Genomic DNA, 16,195 nt, shown 5'->3' on the forward strand with positions numbered 1-16,195 from the left:
CGCCCAACCAGACGAAAAAGACGGCGCTCACGCACCGCCCCTCCATCTCCCATCAAACCCAAATTACTTCGCGTTCAAAAACTCACCAACCTCAAGCAGGCTGAACTCATTATTATCGGCCTTGTCGACGGCGCGGCCGGCTGAAAAGGGCAGGTTGTTGTCGTTGCCGATGATGATGTGGGTGGCGTCGACGCGGTCGACGTTTTCGATCGTCACGAACGGCATGTCGTAGACGCCATCCTTGCTGCCGGCCTTCTTCTTGTTGTCGGGGTCCTGAATATTCAGGAGGTCGATATAGCCGATCTTGCGGACGGCCTTGCCAACATTGGCGTCGTTGAACTCGATCTTGTAGACACGCTTCAGCTCGGCCGGGGCTTCGAAGCAATCCGGCTTTGGCTGCTTCGGGTCGGCGCAGGCCTTGTCCTTGGTGCCGGCGCCGCTGTCGCGCTCGATGACGAGAGCGGTGCTGTCGTCGAGCATGTTGAAGTCGCCGATCGACACGCCCTTGTCTTCGAACGGATAGAGCCAGCTGCGGCCGGTCCACTTCTTGGCGGCGACGTCGAACTCGATCACGCGGACGGCGGTGTGGCCATCGGCCGTTTCCATCTGGCCGTCATCCTTGTAGATGGCGCCTTCGAGCAGGCCGTAGACCTTGGAGCCATCCCTAGACATGGAGAGGCCCTCGAAACCGCCGGAGCGCTTCAGGTTGAAGACCGGCATCTTCGCGGTCGGGTTGCCCGGAAGCTGGATCAGCGGATTGTCGGGCGAAAGCACCGGCTTGCCGTCGAGCGTCGTCGCGATGACGTCGGTGAGGCGGCCTGCCGTGTCGAACTTCAGGATATAAGGACCGAATTCGTCGCCGAGCCAGAAACCGTCGGCAACCGGCTGGATCGATTCGATGTCGAAGTCGGCGCCGGTGAGATAACGCGTGTCGGTGCCTTCGAGCACGATCGGGAAGGGGGCGATCTTGTTGGGATCGGAGAGGAAGAGGTTCTTGACGACGTCAGCCTTGTTGGTCGCCCAGTCGAATTTCATCTGGTGCAGGAAGAGCATGGAGTCGGAGGAATTGGCCTTCGAGCCGAAGCCGTTGTCCGTGAGCGTCCAGAAGGTGCCGTCGGCCATCGTCTTGATGCCCGAGAAGCCTTGGATCGCTTGACCGTCGAAGGGAAGCTTCAGGTCGGTGACGCGTGCGCCATCCTTGCCGGGCACCGTGCCGAGCGCCTCGGTGCGCTTGCGGTCCGCCGTCGTGAACTTGCCGGAATGCTTGAGGAACTCAGGAGCATCGGCCGGAGCTGGAACCATGGTGTTGGCAGGAAGGATCGCCTGGCGGGCGAGCTTGGCCGGGAACTGCTGTTGGTCGGCGTAAGCGGAGCCCGCGACCAGAATGAAAAGCGATACGGAAGCAAAAAGAATGGTCTTCATAATATCCCCATGGAACGGATGCGAATGGCTTCCGCTTAGCAGGGCTTCCGTGTCAGCGAATTGACGGTTGGGTGAAGCTTTGGTGACGCGCAGCAGAACGGTCGCTCAGCCGTGCAGAATGACCGCCGGCTTATTCAGCACGGTGACCGCACGCGAAGAAAGCGCCATGACGCCGAGCGCCTGGCCGCGTCCCTTGACGGCATGGGTGCCGAGATCCTCGCAAGCGATGTCGTCGGGAAAGTTCATGCGTCGGGCAAGCTCAGTGGAGATCAGCACCGGCCGGTTCAGAGTGCGGCAGAGCGTCTCCAGCCGGGCGGTGGTGTTCACCGTATCGCCGAAATAGCTGATCTTGTGATGGTCGACGCCGATTTCGGCGGTGATGATCTCGCCGCCGTGAAGAGCGGCCCGCAGCTTCGGTACATGTCCGTAGCTTTTCCGCCAGCCGGCGGCATTGGCTTCGATATCGGCGAGGATGTCGAACATACAGCGCACGCAACGCGCATTCTTGACGCCGCGGGCAAGCGGCCAGGTGATGATCGCCGCATCGCCGACATAGTCGTTGATCATGCCCTTGTGGCGCCTGACCGGCTCGGCGAAGGTCGCAAACAGCGAGCTCAGCAGCTGCTGCGCGCGGAGGTCGCCATGCTTTTCGGCAAAAGCAGTCGAATCGACCAGATCGATGAAGAGGAATACACGCTCTTCCCTGACCGGATTGCGATAGCGGCTGACCAGCATGCTGAGGAATACCTCGCGGCCGAGCAGTTCCCGCACGCGCAGGATGAAGATCAGCGCCGAGCAGACGGCAAGCGCATAGAGGAAGACCTCGTAGGGCATGATGACGAGATCGAGGAACGACGTCGGCTTCACCATGCCGACTGCCGAGAGCAGCAGTGCGGCGCAGGCAAAGCCGAGGCTCATCAGGATTTCGTAGATCACCAGTTCGCTGATGATGAAGGCGAAGGTCGGCAGCCTCTGGATACGTCTGTACATCCCGCGGAACAGCGCCTTGCGCTCGAAGGCGACGATCGGCATGCCGATGAACAGCGCGAAGATTGCGCCGACAACGGGCGTCTGATTGGAGTAGAACATCAGATCATAGACGACGCCGCTGGCGGCCAGAACGATCGTGATCAGGATCCAGTTCTGCGTCGGAGATATTTCCCGCATGCCGTCCTTCGCCAAATAATGGTTCTTCCAGCCATTGTTTCAGCTGGGAAAAAAGCGTCAAGCGAATTCGATGCGGTCTTACAGCGCCGCGCGTCAGACAGACGTGCGGAGCTGTAACACTTTGAAATCACGCTAGAGGCTGATGGTCTCGACCTTCCGGTCGACGAAGCGCAGAGCGATCTCACCCTGGATTAGTTGCAGCGCCGGCTCGCCGAAAAGATCGCGCCGCCAGCCGTGCAGGGCAGAGACTTCGGCCTTCTCGCCTTCGGCGGCGATCCTGTCGAGATCCTCGCTGTTGGCGATCACCTTCGGCGCCACCCCGTGCTTTTCCGAAATCAGTTTCAACAGCACTTTCAGCAGTTCGACGGCAGCAGCGGCCCCTTCGGGCGCCTGCGCCTGGCGCGGCACATGTGGCATATCGGCCTTCGGAAGAGCGAGTGCTGTGTTGACGGCCTCGATGACGGCGGCGCCGGAGGTCGAGCGCTCCCAGCCTTTCGGAATGGTACGCAACCGGCCAAGCGCCTCGGTATCCTTGGGCTGCTGCTGGGCGATCTCGTAGATCGCATCATCCTTCAGCACCCGCGAACGCGGCACATTGCGCGCCCGCGCCTCGCGTTCGCGCCAAGCGGCAACATATTTCAGGATCGCCAGTTCCTGCGGCTTGCGCAATCGCATCTTCAGCCGCTGCCAGGCATCGTCGGGATGCATGTCGTAGGTTTCGCGCGCCTCGAGAATGTCCATCTCCTCGGAGAGCCAGGAGGTGCGGCCTTCGCGATCGAGTTCCGCCTTCAGCGACAGGTAGACATCGCGCAGATGGGTGACGTCGGCCAGCGCATATTCCAGCTGTTTGTCGGAAAGCGGCCGGCGGCTCCAGTCGGTGAAGCGCGACGACTTGTCGATGTGGACGTTCTTGATCCGGCTGACCAGCTGGTCATAGGAAACGCTGTCGCCGAAACCGCAGACCATGGCGGCGACCTGCGTGTCGAAGATCGGATGCGGAATGAGATTGCCGCGATTGAAGATGATTTCGATATCCTGACGCGCCGCGTGAAAGACCTTCAGCACCTTCGGATCGGCCATCAGCTCGAAGAAGGGGGTGAGGTCGATGCCCTTGGCCAGCGGATCGACGAGAACTTCGGTTGTCGGGCTTGCCATCTGGATCAGGCAAAGCTCCGGCCAGAAGGTCGTCTCGCGCAGGAATTCGGTGTCGATGGTGATGAAGTCGGACTTGGCCAGCTCTTTGCAGGCGGCCGCCAAATCGGCGGTGGTTTCGATCATATCATTTCATTCGCAAGGAAAAGGTCGGTTGAACCTTCCTTCTCCTTTCGCTTCGATATGTCAATACAACAGCATACGCTTCGAGCATTGCTGGGCAAGAATCACGTCGAAACTGAGGCAAGGCCAAGACCGCCGCCGTCGCAACGAGCGCACGCTGCCTCAACTCACCCTGAGATAGCTGGTCATCCCGGTTTTCTGATGCTCGATGATATGGCAATGCAGCAGCCAGTCGCCCGGATTGTCGGCGACGAAGGCGAGCTGCACCTTCTCGTCAGGCTGGATGAGATAGGTATCGGAGACGAGCGGCATCACCTGCCTGGTCGAGGAGATCACCGTGAAGCTCATCCCGTGCAGATGGATCGGATGTGCGTGCGGCGTGGTATTCTCTAGGTTGAAGACATAGCTCTTGCCGAGCTTCAGTTCCGCCAGCGGTGCTGTCGGATCGGGCGTGTCGCCCGGCCACGGCACCTTGTTGATTGCCCAGAAACTGTAGCCGAGCGTGCCGCAGATGCTCTCGACGGCGGTGTTCTCGGCCGTGGCGCTCAGCACCAGCGGGATCTGCTCGGCGGCGGAAAGATCCGCCTTCGCCACCGGATTTTCGGCAAGCGGCCCGAGATCGCCGATATCGCGCTTCAACGATGATCCGACTGCGCGCAGGCTGGCGATCGTCTTCGGCGTGGTGCCGCGTATATCTTCGAGCGTCGCGACAGCGCCTTCGCTGTCCGGTATGCGCACGGCAAGATCGAGCCGCTGACCTGGGCCGATCTGCAGGAGATCGAGCGGAAAACGCTTCGGTACCGGATTGCCGTCGATCGCAATTACGCTCGCAACCGCCCCTTCCATCTTCAGTGAAAAGATCCGCGTCACGTCGGTGACGGCGATGCGCAGCCGCACCAGCCCGCCCGCGGGCGCGTCATATTGCGGCTCCTGCTGCCAGTTGGCGGTGCGCACGGTGCCGTAGGTCCCCGATTTGGCAGCGTCGCGCGGCTTGAAAGCGGCGATGAACTGCCCGTCGCCGCCGAGCCGCCAGTCACGCAGGTTCAGCACTATTTCCGCATCGAATGCTGGATCGGCCGGATCTTCGACGACGATGACGCCGGTCATGCCATGGCCCATCTGCGTCAGCGTGTTGCAATGCGGATGGTACCAAAACGTGCCGGCATCGGGCGGCGAGAAGGCATAGTCGAAGCTGTCGCCGGTATAGATGTAGGGCTGCGTCATGAACGGCACGCCGTCCATGCGGTTGTCGATGCGAAGCCCATGCCAGTGGATCGTCGTCGGCTCGTCGAGTTCGTTTTTCAGCCGCGCCGCATAGGGTCGCCCCTTTTTCATCCGGAGAACCGGCGGCATGCCGTCCTGGCCCCAGCTCATAATGTCCCGGGTCGGTCCCGCCTCGGTCAGCATGGCCTCGGTCTTTACCGCCGTCAGCAGCTGCGGCTCGGGGGCTGCCTCGGCAAGCCCGAATTTACCGGCAATGCCGATACCGACGCCATAGGCGCCCGCGACAGCGGATGCCTTGAGAAGGTTGCGGCGGGTCAGGAGAGGCATGCGGAGGCTCCACAGTGATAATGCCAAATCCTTTTAAAGTTGACCCGCTCCTTCATCAATACGGGAAGTGCGGCCAATCTGCCGCGGCATATGGGGCGCGCCCCCGCCACAAACGGGTGCCAAACGCGCGGGTGGCACGCGCCAAGCCTTGACAAATCGGAGCGTCCATGCGCTTTTCCGCCCGATTTTCTTGTCGGCGCTTGAGGGTTCTTGGAGCCCTTGCTGCCGTCTTAAGCCACATGCCAGGATTTGAGATCATGCATCGCTATCGCAGCCACACATGCGCCGCCCTCCGCAAGACGGATGTCGGCTCGACCGTCCGCATCTCCGGCTGGGTCCACCGGGTCCGCGACCATGGCGGCGTTCTCTTCATCGACCTTCGCGACCATTACGGCATTACCCAGGTCGTCGCCGATCCCGACAGCCCGGCCTTCAAGATGGCGGAGACTGTGCGCGGCGAGTGGGTGATCCGCATCGACGGCCTCGTCAAGGCCCGCACCGACGACACCGTCAACGGGACCATGGCAACCGGCGAAATCGAGCTCTACGCTCAGGAGATCGAAGTGCTCTCCGCCGCCAAGGAATTGCCGCTGCCGGTCTTCGGCGAGCCGGACTATCCGGAAGACGTTCGCCTCAAGTACCGCTTTCTCGATCTTCGCCGCGAAACGCTGCATAAGAACATCGTCAAGCGCACCCAGGTCATCTCGGCGATGCGCCGAGAAATGGGCAATGTCGGCTTCACCGAATATACGACGCCGATCCTGACGGCCTCTTCGCCGGAAGGCGCACGCGACTTCCTCGTACCCTCGCGCATCCATCCCGGTACCTTCTACGCTCTGCCGCAAGCGCCGCAGCAGTATAAGCAGCTGCTGATGGTGGCGGGTTTCGACCGTTACTTCCAGATCGCGCCGTGCTTCCGCGATGAAGACCCGCGCGCCGACCGCCTGCCGGGCGAATTCTACCAGCTCGACCTCGAAATGAGCTTCGTCACCCAGGAGGACGTCTGGGACACGATGGGCCCGCTGATGACAAGCGTGTTCGAGGAGTTTGCCGAAGGCAAGCCGGTCACCAAGGAATGGCCGCGCATCCCCTATGACGAGGCGATCCGCAAATATGGTTCGGACAAGCCGGACCTGCGCAACCCGATCGTCATGGAAGCCGTGACCGAGCATTTCGCCGGCTCCGGCTTCAAGGTCTTCGCCGGCATGATCGCCTCGAACCCGAAGGTTCAGATCTGGGCGATCCCGGCCAATACCGGCGGCTCGCGCGCCTTCTGCGACCGCATGAACGCCTGGGCGCAGAGCCAGGGCCAGCCCGGCCTCGGCTACATCTTCTGGCGCAGCGAGAACGACAAACTCGAAGGTGCCGGCCCGCTTGCCAAGAACATCGGCGAGGAGCGCACGGACGCCATCCGCACCCAGCTCGGTCTCGGCGATGGCGATGCCTGCTTCTTCGTCGCCGGCGAGCCGGAAAAATTCTACAAGTTTGCCGGCGAGGCTCGCACCAAGGCTGGTGAGGAACTGAACCTCGTCGACCGCGACCGCTTCGAACTGTGCTGGATCGTCGATTTCCCCTTCTTCGAATGGAGCGAGGAAGACAAGAAGGTCGATTTCGCCCACAATCCGTTCTCGATGCCGCAGGGCGGCCTGGACGCACTGCAGAACCAGGATCCGTTGACGATCAAGGCTTTCCAGTATGACGCCGTCTGCAACGGCTTCGAAATCGCCTCGGGCTCGATCCGTAACCAGTCGCCGGAAACCATGGTCGCCGCCTTCGAGAAGGTGGGCCTCAGCCAGCAGGATGTCGAAGACCGTTTCGGCGGCCTCTACCGCGCCTTCCAGTACGGCGCACCGCCGCATGGTGGTGCTGCCTTCGGTATCGACCGCGTTGTCATGCTGCTCGTCGGCGCGAAGAACCTGCGCGAGATCTCGCTGTTCCCGATGAACCAGCAGGCCCAGGATCTGTTGATGGGCGCGCCGAGCCCGGCAGCGCCGACACAGCTGCGTGAACTCTCGATCCGGCCGATCCCGCTGGTCAAGAAGGACTGAGGATCGTCTGATCCCCAATGCAAATGCCCGGCGACCGATGTCGTCGGGCTTTTTGCTGTCGTTCACAATGCCGCGTAGATCGCCTCGCGTAGATCGACCGTGAACTTGCCCCACATGCCCTCCAGCGTCGTGTTCGTCAGCGCAACGACGGTCAGCCCGTTGACCGGGTCGATGAACCAGCTGTGGCCATAGACGCCGCCCCATTTCAGCGTGCCCTTGGGGAAGGGGACGCCCGCCTCGGCCGGATCGGTGATGACAGACCAGCCGAAGCCAAAGCCGGAGCCGGGTTCGTGCTGCTGGCGGTGCCCGCCGGCCTGGTCTGTCATCATTATCCGTACGGTTTCCGTCGATAGCAGCGGCGCGCCACCGCTACGGATGGTTTCGAGTACGGAAAGCACGTCAGCCGCCGTTCCCGCCATGCCGGCGCCCCCGGAATGATAGGAAGCGGGGTCGAAGATGCGGTTCGGCGCGAAACGGATGGGACCCATCTGCGACATCACCAGCGCATTCTCGCCCATCAGCGCCGGTTCCGGCGAAGCGTCCATATAGGCCGCCGCAAGCCGGTTGCGGTCACGAACCGAAAATGCGGTGCCGGCAAGCCCAAGCGGTCTCGTCACCAGTTCGGCAACGGCCCCACCCAAGGGCATGCCGGTTTCCGCCTCGATGATGCCGCCGACAACATCCATGGCAAGGGAATACTGCCAGTCGCTGCCCGGCGCGAAACGCAGCGGCACGCTGGCGATCCGCCGCAGATTTTCGGCGAGCGGCAGTCCCGGTTGATCGAGGCCGTCGGAAATGCCGGCGCTGATATAGGGGCCGCCGTCCTCTTCGGAGAAGCCGTAGCCGAGGCCTGATGTGTGGGTCAGCAGGTGGCGGATGCGAATGGTTGCTTCGCTGCCGTCGGGCAGCCTCGGGCGGAACTCCGGCAGCCATCGGGTCACCGGGTCGTCGAGCCCGATTCTCGCCTGCTCGACGAGCCGCATCGCAGCGATGGTGACGATTGGTTTGGTGATGGAGGCTAGCCTGAAAATCGTGTCCTCGCCCATCGCCAAATCGTTTTCGCGGTCGGCGAGGCCGGCTGCGCGGCGATGGATGATCTCTCCGTCGCGGGCGACGAATACGACCGTCCCGACCAGCCGCTTTTCGTCGAGCGCGTCTGCTATTGCCGTATCGACGGCAGCCGAAAGCAAGGTATTCCTGTCGGCATTCGCCGTTTCGAGGGGAAGACTCATCAGATCAAACCTTCTATAATCACAATGACCATTCCTGAATTAGACAAGTGGAGCGGAATTTCTAGAGTGATCGTTGTGAAAAATAGTGCAGACATGAAAAATCCTACCGCCCGCCGCCGCGGTCGCCCTCCCGCCTTCGACCGTGAGACGGTTCTTTCAGCCGCCCGCGAGACCTTCTGGGCGCACGGATACGAGGGCGCCTCGATTGCCGATCTGACGGCGGCCATGGGCATCACGCCGCAAAGCCTCTATGCCGCCTTCAACTCGAAGGCCGATCTCTATCGTGCGGCGCTGGAGCAATATCGGGCGCTGGGCGCCGAAACCTCTTCCGCGCTCGGCGAGCCGATCGATACCGTCTCCGCCTTCGAGCGGATCTTGCGGGGCTCGGCCGCAAGGTTTTCGGCGCCGGAACATCCGAAAGGCTGCATGATCTCGACGGCTGTGCTGAACTGCGCCAGCGAGAACGATCTGATCGCCGACCACGTGGCGGCGCTGCGTCGTCGGTCGCTGGAGGCCTATGCGGCAAGGATCGAGCGCGGCATTCGCGAGGGCGACATCAGCGCCGAGGCGAAGCCTCGCGCACTTGCGCGGTTCCTCGGCGCTATCGTCCAGGGCATGTCGGTGCAGGCGAGGGACGGCGCATCGCTTGAGGAATTGCTGGAGATCGCAAGTCTCGCCATTGCCGAACTCGCCCGCCACCGCGCCTGAAAACGATAAGGCCCGACAGATCGTGACTGACACCAGCTATTGGGGTCAGTCACGCACTGCCGGGCCTTTCGTCATCAGATCGATGCGATCAGTCGTTGGCCGAAACCTTGACGCCGAGCACCTGCGGCAGCGTATTCGGAGCGCCCATGGCGGCACCGACGATCGTCGGGAACGGCACCGGCTTTTCAGGAGCGGCCTTGACAGTCAGGCTCTTCGGATCGTCGAGGAAGGTATTGACCGCTGCCGAAACGGCATTCTGCAGTTCCGGGATATTGAGCTGCGCCAGCATGATCGGCGTCATCGCCTTCAGCGAATCCGCCATCTGCTTGCCCGACATGTTCTGCTGCGAGCCGGCATAATCCAGCGCACGCTTGGTGATCGAGGCATCTTCGAAACGCACCTGCGCGGCCTCGAAGGAAAGCTGCTGCATCAGGCCGAGCATGGCGAGGCCCAGCGCCTGCTGCGACTGGTCCTTGTTCGCACCAGCTTCGGATTCCTTCATCGCATCCTGCATCGATTTCATGAAGGCCATCGTATAGCCCGAGATCTTGAAGCCGAGGTTCAGCTTGCCGACGTTGGTGAAGTCGAAGGCGAATTCCGAAACGTCGATCGTGCCGGGGGCGAGTTCCCAGGCGCCCTTCATGGTGATGTCGCCCTGGACGTGTTGCAGGGCGAGCTTCTCGATCGCATCCTTGCTCTGCGCATCCTCGGTCTTGGTGAGATCGGCCTTCATGCTTTTGAAGGCGCCGTCGAAATCGAAGCCGGATTCGTCTTCGCGCAGCGTCAGGTTCATGTTGGTTTCGAGCAGCGAGAACACTTCCGCCCCGTCCTTGACCACCTTCACCGGGCCGGTGTGGGCGGTTTCATAGAGCATCATCGTGTCGAGCGTGTTGCCGCCCGCCGTTGCCGGCACGGAGATGCCGCCGAGCGTCAGCTCCTGCGCCGTCACGGTAACGCCGTCTCCCGTCTTGTTGATGTCGGGGAAGGCCGCTTCTTCGATGTAATAGCCGCCATCCTCGTCTTCTTCGACGCCGGAAAGGGTGATTTCGCCGATCGGCAGGCTTTCGCCACCGGTCGGCTTGACGGTGACATTCTTCAACGTCACGGTCGTGCCGTCGATATCGACGGCCTCAGCGGCAATCGTCCCGCCCTGGGCGGCATAGGCGGCATTGATCTTTTTCAGCAGATCGGTGCCATCGAGAGCGAAAGCCGAGCCGGCGAGCGAGAAAATGGCGGCGCCCGACAGCATCAGCCGCGTTGTCCGGTAAAAGTTCATGGGGTGATTCCTCTGGTGGCGTGATGGCGGTTGGAAATCTGCAGTTACGCTACTACGGATTGGGCCTGCTTTATATTTGCGGACTTCTAAATTTCCGTTGAAAGGAACGGCAAACGAAATCCGAATTGCGGCGGAACGTTTGTCTCATCCTTTGATGTCGGTGCCAAGACTTCATCCACAGCTGCTATGACCTGGATTCCTTGCCCGCCAGCCTCTTCTGGGCTAGTCAGAACCTATGGGACAAGAGATTTTGCCGCCTTCCGGCGGAGACGACGATCACATCCAACCGGTCGACCTCAAGGCGGCGCTCGAGCAGCGCTATCTCGCCTATGCGCTGTCGACCATCATGCACCGCGCCCTGCCTGACGTGCGCGACGGTCTGAAGCCCGTTCACCGCCGCATCGTCTATGCGATGAACGAGATGGGCTTGCGGCCGACTTCGGCCTTCAGGAAATGCGCCAAGATCGTCGGCGAGGTGATGGGTAACTACCATCCGCACGGCGACCAATCGATCTACGACGCGCTTGCTCGTCTCGCCCAGGATTTCTCGCAGCGCTACACGCTGGTCAACGGCCAGGGCAATTTCGGCAATATCGATGGCGACAGTCCAGCCGCCATGCGTTACACTGAATCGAAGATGACGGCGGTCTCCGAACTGCTGCTCGAAGGCATCGATCAGGATGCCGTCGATTTCCGCGATACCTACGATGAGTCGAATTCCGAGCCGGTCGTCCTTCCCGGCGCCTTCCCGAACCTGCTCGCCAACGGTTCCTCCGGCATCGCCGTCGGCATGGCGACCTCGATCCCGTCGCACAATGCCCACGAACTTTGCGACGCCGCACTGCATCTGATCAAACATCCCGATGCGACCGTCGAAAAGCTCGTCGAATTCATTCCCGGCCCGGACTTCCCGACCGGTGGCATCATCATCGACAGCCGCGACAGCATCATCGAGAGTTACCGCACCGGCCGCGGCGGTTTCCGCGTACGGGCGAAATGGCAGACGGAAGATCTCGGCCGAGGTGGCTACCAGATCGTCATCACCGAAATTCCCTTCCAGGTGCAGAAATCGCGGCTGATCGAGAAGATCGCCGAACTGCTGATCGCCCGCAAGCTGCCGCTGCTGGAAGATATCCGCGACGAATCGGCCGAGGACATCCGTGTCGTCCTGGTGCCGAAGACCCGTAGCGTCGATCCGACGATCCTGATGGAATCGATGTTCAAGCTGACGGAGTTGGAAAGCCGCTTCCCGCTCAACATGAACGTGCTGTCCATGGGCCGCATCCCGCGGGTCATGGCGCTGAACGAAGTGCTGAAGGAGTGGTTGGATCACCGCCGCGAGGTCCTGCAGCGCCGCTCGCGCTTCCGCCTGGCGGCGATCGACAGGCGCCTCGAAATCCTCGGCGGCCTTCTGATCGCCTATCTCAACATCGACGAGGTGATCAAGATCATCCGCGAGGAGGATGAGCCGAAGCCGGTGATGATGGCGCGCTGGGATCTCAGCGACATTCAGGTCGAGGCGATCCTCAACATGCGGCTGCGCGCCTTGCGCAAGCTCGAGGAGTTCGAGATCCGCAAGGAATTCGACGAACTCACCAAGGAAAAGGGTGAGATCGAGGCGCTGCTTGCCTCCGACGACAAGCAATGGCAGACGGTCGCCTGGGAAATCGGCGAAGTGAAGAAGAAATTCGCCAAGGCGACCGAGGTCGGTCGCCGCCGTACCCAGTTTGCCGACGCACCCGAAACCGACGAGGAAGCAATCCAGCAGGCGATGATCGAGAAGGAACCGATCACCGTCGTCATTTCCGAAAAGGGCTGGATCCGCGCGCTGAAGGGCCATATCGCCGATACGGCGACGCTGACCTTCAAGGAAGGCGACGGCTTGAAGCTGGCCTTCCCGGCGCAGACGACGGACAAGATCCTGATCGTCACCACAGGCGGCAAGGCCTTTACGCTCGGCGGTGACAAGCTGCCGGGCGGTCGCGGTCACGGCGAGCCGCTGCGCATCATCATCGACATGGACAACGACCAGGCGGTGCTGACCGCTTTCGTTCACGATCCCTCGCGCAAGCGGCTGATCGTCTCCACAGCCGGCAACGGCTTCGTCGTTCCGGAGGCCGAGCTGGTCGCCAATACCCGCAAGGGCAAGCAGATCATGAACGTCGCGCTGCCCGAGGAAACGCAGCTGCTCGTGCCCGTCGGCGGCGATCATGTCGCCGTCGTCGGCGAAAACCGCAAGCTGCTGGTCTTTCCGCTGGCGCAGGTGCCGGAAATGTCGCGCGGCAAGGGCGTGCGTCTGCAACGCTACAAGGATGGCGGCATTTCCGACGTCCGCTGCTTCGCGATATCAACCGGCCTCGTTTGGGAAGACAGCGCCGGCCGCACCTTCACGAAGAACAAGGACGAGCTTGCCGAATGGCTGTCCGACCGCGCCACCGCCGGCCGCACCGTGCCGAAGGGTTTTCCGCGCAGCGGTAAATTTGCCGGCTGAGGCGAGACGTCTTGGCTGTAACGCTTTGATTTTCTGCATAATTCTTTAGATCAGTACCGATTAGAGGAATTATATTTCCGTGCCCGGCTCTTGGCGGGCGTGGCAAATCCTCTATCTAATTCCTGTCAGCAAAAATAGGATAAGGCCGGTTTTCGCAGGCGGGCGAAATGGCCGCGACCCGTGCACTTGAAAAAGTGCGCGCGCCCTTACCGGAGGAAAATCGATGCCCGCCAGCACCATCAAATTGCATGTGAGCCAAACCTACAGCGTGCCGCCGTCTGTGGTGTACGACGCCTGGCTCAACCCCGAAATCGCCCGCCGCTTCCTGTTTGCCACCGACGACGGTCATGTCATCCGCGCCGATATCGATCCGCATGTCGGCGGTCGTTTCTTCGTCGTCGACCGCCGTCCCACAGGCGACGCCTTTCACCAGGGTGTCTTCCTGGAACTGAAGCGCCCGCAACGCATGGTCTTCAGCTTCTCCGTCGAAGAGCATGATCACAATTGCGACCGTGTCGAAATCGACATCGAGCCTCTCGGCGGCGGCAGCCGTCTGACGCTGACCCACGAAATGTGCGCCGAGTGGGCCGAACACGAGGAGAAGACCCGGCGAGGCTGGGCGCATGTGGTCGAAGGGCTGGGCAGGGAGCTGGAACAGCAGCAGATGAAGGCTACGGGTTGAGCGGTACGCTGAAATCCCTGAGGAAGCGGGCAGCACCTTCTTCGTCGATCTCGCCGGCGGCGACGGCAAGCACGAAGGCGTAGAGATTGGCGTCGGTCGTTTCGATCTCGTAGCCGTTTTCGAGAAGGAAAACACCTGCAGTTACGATCGTAATCCGCTTGTTACCGTCTACGAAGGCGTGGTTGCGGGCAAGGCCGAAAAGATAGGCGGCGGCGAGTTCGATGACGTCGTCGCAGCCACAATGCGCCTTGTGCATCGGCCGGTCGAGAGCAGACCCCAGCGCGCCATCGTCACTCAATCCAGCAAGTCCGCCGAAGCGATCGATCTGCATTTTCTGCAGGCTCTCGACCAAGGGCCTCGTCAGGAATTTGAAGGCCATTATTCGGCGAGCTTTTTCAAAGCGACCTTATACTTGTCCATGAAATATCGTGCGGCCTCGAGCTGACGCGACAAATCCTCGTCAGTCGGCTTCAAAGTGATGCCGCCATTTTCAACCTGCATTTCCAGCGAATCACCGGTCTTCAATCCAAGCCGGTCGAGAACCTCCTTGGAGATGATAATTCCCTCGGAATTGCCGATCCTACGGATCGTGACGTTCATCGTTTTACCCTCAGTGTAATAACGACGTTATAACATGGAGACAAAGAGACGACACATCTACTCCGCCGGTTGCGGGATGCTTCTCCGCCGCGCCATCCAGACCGAATGTGCCGCGATCGCCGCCACCAGGATGCCACCACCGACCAGGGTCATGGTTGCCGGGGTTTCCGCAAAGATCAGCCAGACCCAGATCGGTGCGAGCACGGTTTCGAGCAGGTAGAACATGCCGACTTCGGGCGCGGAGAGGTAACGCGGCCCCGTCGCCAGACACCAGAAGGCAAGCGGCATCACGACCGCGCCGTTAAAGAGGATCCAACCGGGATGCTCGATCGAAAAACCGCCGGCCGGCATGACCAAGGCGAGTCCGACCGCCGCCGGCAGCACCGTCGAAAGCAGCGAGGCAAAGCCCATGTCGCGGCGGGAAGCGCGGCTGATGGTGATGGCGGCGGCAATGATGAAGGCGGTCAGCAGCGCCATGATGTCGCCGAACAGATGGCCGCCCGAAAGCCCGTCCCGCACGATCAGGCCGACGCCGAAGATCATCGTCGCCATGGCGATCAGCGTTGCCGGCGCCGGCCGTTCTTTCAGGAAAATCCAGGAAAGAAGGGCGGCGAACATCGGATTGAAGGCGACGATGAACACGACATTGGCCGTCGACGTGTTGAAGACGGCGAGAAGAAAGATCACCGTCGTCAGTCCGTAGAGCAGGCCGGTGACGAGGCCCGGCCAGCCCGGCACGAGCAGCGGCCAGCGCCCGTTCAAGATCCGCAGCACTGCGACGACCAGCAACGTCACACCCAGCGTCGCGATGCTCCTCGCGGCAAGGATCGACCACAGCTCGCCGTCCGCAAGCCGCATCAGCGGAATATCCATGGAAAGCGCCAGCCCGCCGATCGCCGTCAGCAGGAGGCCCTTCCGGTGATCGGAAAGAGCGGTGGAGAACATTCAGTCGTGGGGGCTTTCGGGCATGGATGCGGGATCGAAACGTTCCCAGCCGCGCGGCGTCAGATGTTCCTGCGGCTGGAAGCGTGTCTTGTAGTCCATTTTTCGCGATCCTTGAACCCAGTAGCCGAGATAGACATGCGGTAGGCCGAGCGCCTTCGTGCGCCTGACATGGTCGAGAATCATGAAGGTGCCGAGCGAACGCCGCTCGAGATCGGGATTGAAGTAGGAATAGACCATCGATAGCCCGTCGCTCATCGTGTCGGTAAGAGCGGCGCCAAGCAGCTCGCCCTTCGGCCGCTGCTCCAGTCCGGAGCCTTCTTCACGCTGGCGGTATTCGACGATTCTCGTATTCACATGCGTGTCTTCGACCATGATCGCGTAGTCGAGCACCGTCATGTCTGACATGCCGCCCTGCTGGTGGCGATAATCCAGATAACGCCGGAAAAGCGAATATTGCTCGCTGGAGGGCTGGGCTGTAAATTCGGTGGCGATGACATCGGAGTTGGCGGCAAGCACCCGCTTCATCGATTTTGTTGGCTCGAATTCCTGGGCGAGAATGCGCACGGAAACGCAGGCGCGACAGGATTCGCAGGCCGGGCGGTAGGCGATATTCTGGGAGCGGCGGAAACCGCCCTGCGTCAAGATGTCGTTCATCTCGGCAGCGCGGGGCCCTACCAGATGGGTAAACACCTTACGCTCCATCTCATGCGGCAGATACGGACACGTAGCCGGAGCCGTCAGATAAAACTGCGGAGATGGCGTTGTCTGCGTATTCATCTGTCGCGGAAATTTCCTTTG

At 61.3% G+C, this 16,195-nt stretch carries 14 protein-coding genes; 4 read left to right on the forward strand and 10 right to left on the reverse strand.

Translation table 11 applies throughout. The features are described from left to right. Positions 1 to 63: 63 nt before the first annotated feature. From J3O30_RS08065 to J3O30_RS08080, 4 genes are all read right to left on the reverse strand, one after another. Positions 64 to 1,422, reverse strand: coding sequence for an esterase-like activity of phytase family protein (locus J3O30_RS08065; RefSeq protein WP_207583704.1), 1,359 nt, complete (start codon positions 1,420 to 1,422; stop codon positions 64 to 66). Positions 1,423 to 1,527: 105 nt separating this feature from the next. Further along, positions 1,528 to 2,589 (reverse strand): adenylate/guanylate cyclase domain-containing protein, encoded by a 1,062-nt coding sequence (locus tag J3O30_RS08070; protein ID WP_207583705.1) that lies wholly within the window; start codon positions 2,587 to 2,589, stop codon positions 1,528 to 1,530. Positions 2,590 to 2,721: 132 nt separating this feature from the next. Next, positions 2,722 to 3,867: a ribonuclease D gene (gene rnd / locus J3O30_RS08075; protein WP_207583706.1), complete on the reverse strand. Its 1,146-nt coding sequence runs from the start codon at positions 3,865 to 3,867 to the stop codon at positions 2,722 to 2,724. A gap of 159 nt (positions 3,868 to 4,026) precedes the next feature. Beyond that, a complete protein-coding gene (locus J3O30_RS08080) occupies positions 4,027 to 5,415 on the reverse strand; it encodes a multicopper oxidase family protein (protein WP_207583707.1) in 1,389 nt (462 codons plus the stop codon). A gap of 257 nt (positions 5,416 to 5,672) precedes the next feature. On the opposite strand from J3O30_RS08080, the gene aspS reads away from it, so the two are divergent. After that, positions 5,673 to 7,463: an aspartate--tRNA ligase gene (gene aspS / locus J3O30_RS08085; RefSeq protein WP_207583708.1), complete on the forward strand. Its 1,791-nt coding sequence runs from the start codon at positions 5,673 to 5,675 to the stop codon at positions 7,461 to 7,463. A 62-nt stretch (positions 7,464 to 7,525) separates the two neighbouring features. Here aspS and J3O30_RS08090 read toward each other — a convergent pair whose 3' ends face one another. Then, a complete protein-coding gene (locus tag J3O30_RS08090) occupies positions 7,526 to 8,695 on the reverse strand; it encodes a serine hydrolase domain-containing protein (protein ID WP_207583709.1) in 1,170 nt (389 codons plus the stop codon). A gap of 66 nt (positions 8,696 to 8,761) precedes the next feature. Between J3O30_RS08090 and J3O30_RS08095 the strand changes: the two genes are divergently transcribed. After that, entirely contained in the window at positions 8,762 to 9,403 is a 642-nt protein-coding gene (locus J3O30_RS08095) for a TetR/AcrR family transcriptional regulator (RefSeq protein WP_207583710.1), read from the forward strand. Positions 9,404 to 9,491: 88 nt separating this feature from the next. On the opposite strand, the gene J3O30_RS08100 is transcribed toward J3O30_RS08095, so the two are convergent. After that, on the reverse strand, positions 9,492 to 10,679 hold the full coding sequence (locus J3O30_RS08100; RefSeq protein WP_207583711.1) for a hypothetical protein: 1,188 nt from the start codon (positions 10,677 to 10,679) through the stop codon (positions 9,492 to 9,494). A gap of 235 nt (positions 10,680 to 10,914) precedes the next feature. Between J3O30_RS08100 and parC the strand changes: the two genes are divergently transcribed. After that, on the forward strand, positions 10,915 to 13,170 hold the full coding sequence (gene parC, locus J3O30_RS08105) for a DNA topoisomerase IV subunit A (RefSeq protein ID WP_207583712.1): 2,256 nt from the start codon (positions 10,915 to 10,917) through the stop codon (positions 13,168 to 13,170). A gap of 223 nt (positions 13,171 to 13,393) precedes the next feature. After that, positions 13,394 to 13,852, forward strand: a complete 459-nt coding sequence (locus J3O30_RS08110; protein WP_207583713.1) for an SRPBCC domain-containing protein — start codon at positions 13,394 to 13,396, stop codon at positions 13,850 to 13,852. On the opposite strand, the gene J3O30_RS08115 is transcribed toward J3O30_RS08110, so the two are convergent. From J3O30_RS08115 to J3O30_RS08130, 4 genes are read right to left on the reverse strand one after another with little or no spacing between them, the layout of a single operon-like run. Beyond that, positions 13,842 to 14,231: a type II toxin-antitoxin system death-on-curing family toxin gene (locus J3O30_RS08115; protein WP_207583714.1), complete on the reverse strand. Its 390-nt coding sequence runs from the start codon at positions 14,229 to 14,231 to the stop codon at positions 13,842 to 13,844. The genes J3O30_RS08110 and J3O30_RS08115 overlap by 11 nt on opposite strands. Then, a complete protein-coding gene (locus tag J3O30_RS08120) occupies positions 14,231 to 14,452 on the reverse strand; it encodes an AbrB/MazE/SpoVT family DNA-binding domain-containing protein (RefSeq protein WP_207583715.1) in 222 nt (73 codons plus the stop codon). Before J3O30_RS08120 ends, J3O30_RS08115 begins: the two co-directional genes overlap by 1 nt. Positions 14,453 to 14,509: 57 nt before the next feature. After that, complete coding sequence (locus tag J3O30_RS08125; RefSeq protein ID WP_207583716.1) at positions 14,510 to 15,397, reverse strand: DMT family transporter; 888 nt, start codon at positions 15,395 to 15,397, stop codon at positions 14,510 to 14,512. Beyond that, positions 15,398 to 16,174: an arginyltransferase gene (locus tag J3O30_RS08130; protein ID WP_207583717.1), complete on the reverse strand. Its 777-nt coding sequence runs from the start codon at positions 16,172 to 16,174 to the stop codon at positions 15,398 to 15,400. It abuts the gene before it with no gap. Positions 16,175 to 16,195 lie beyond the last annotated feature (21 nt).

It is taken from the genome of Rhizobium sp. NZLR1, from assembly GCF_017357385.1.
Classification (GTDB): Bacteria; Pseudomonadota; Alphaproteobacteria; order Rhizobiales; family Rhizobiaceae; genus Rhizobium.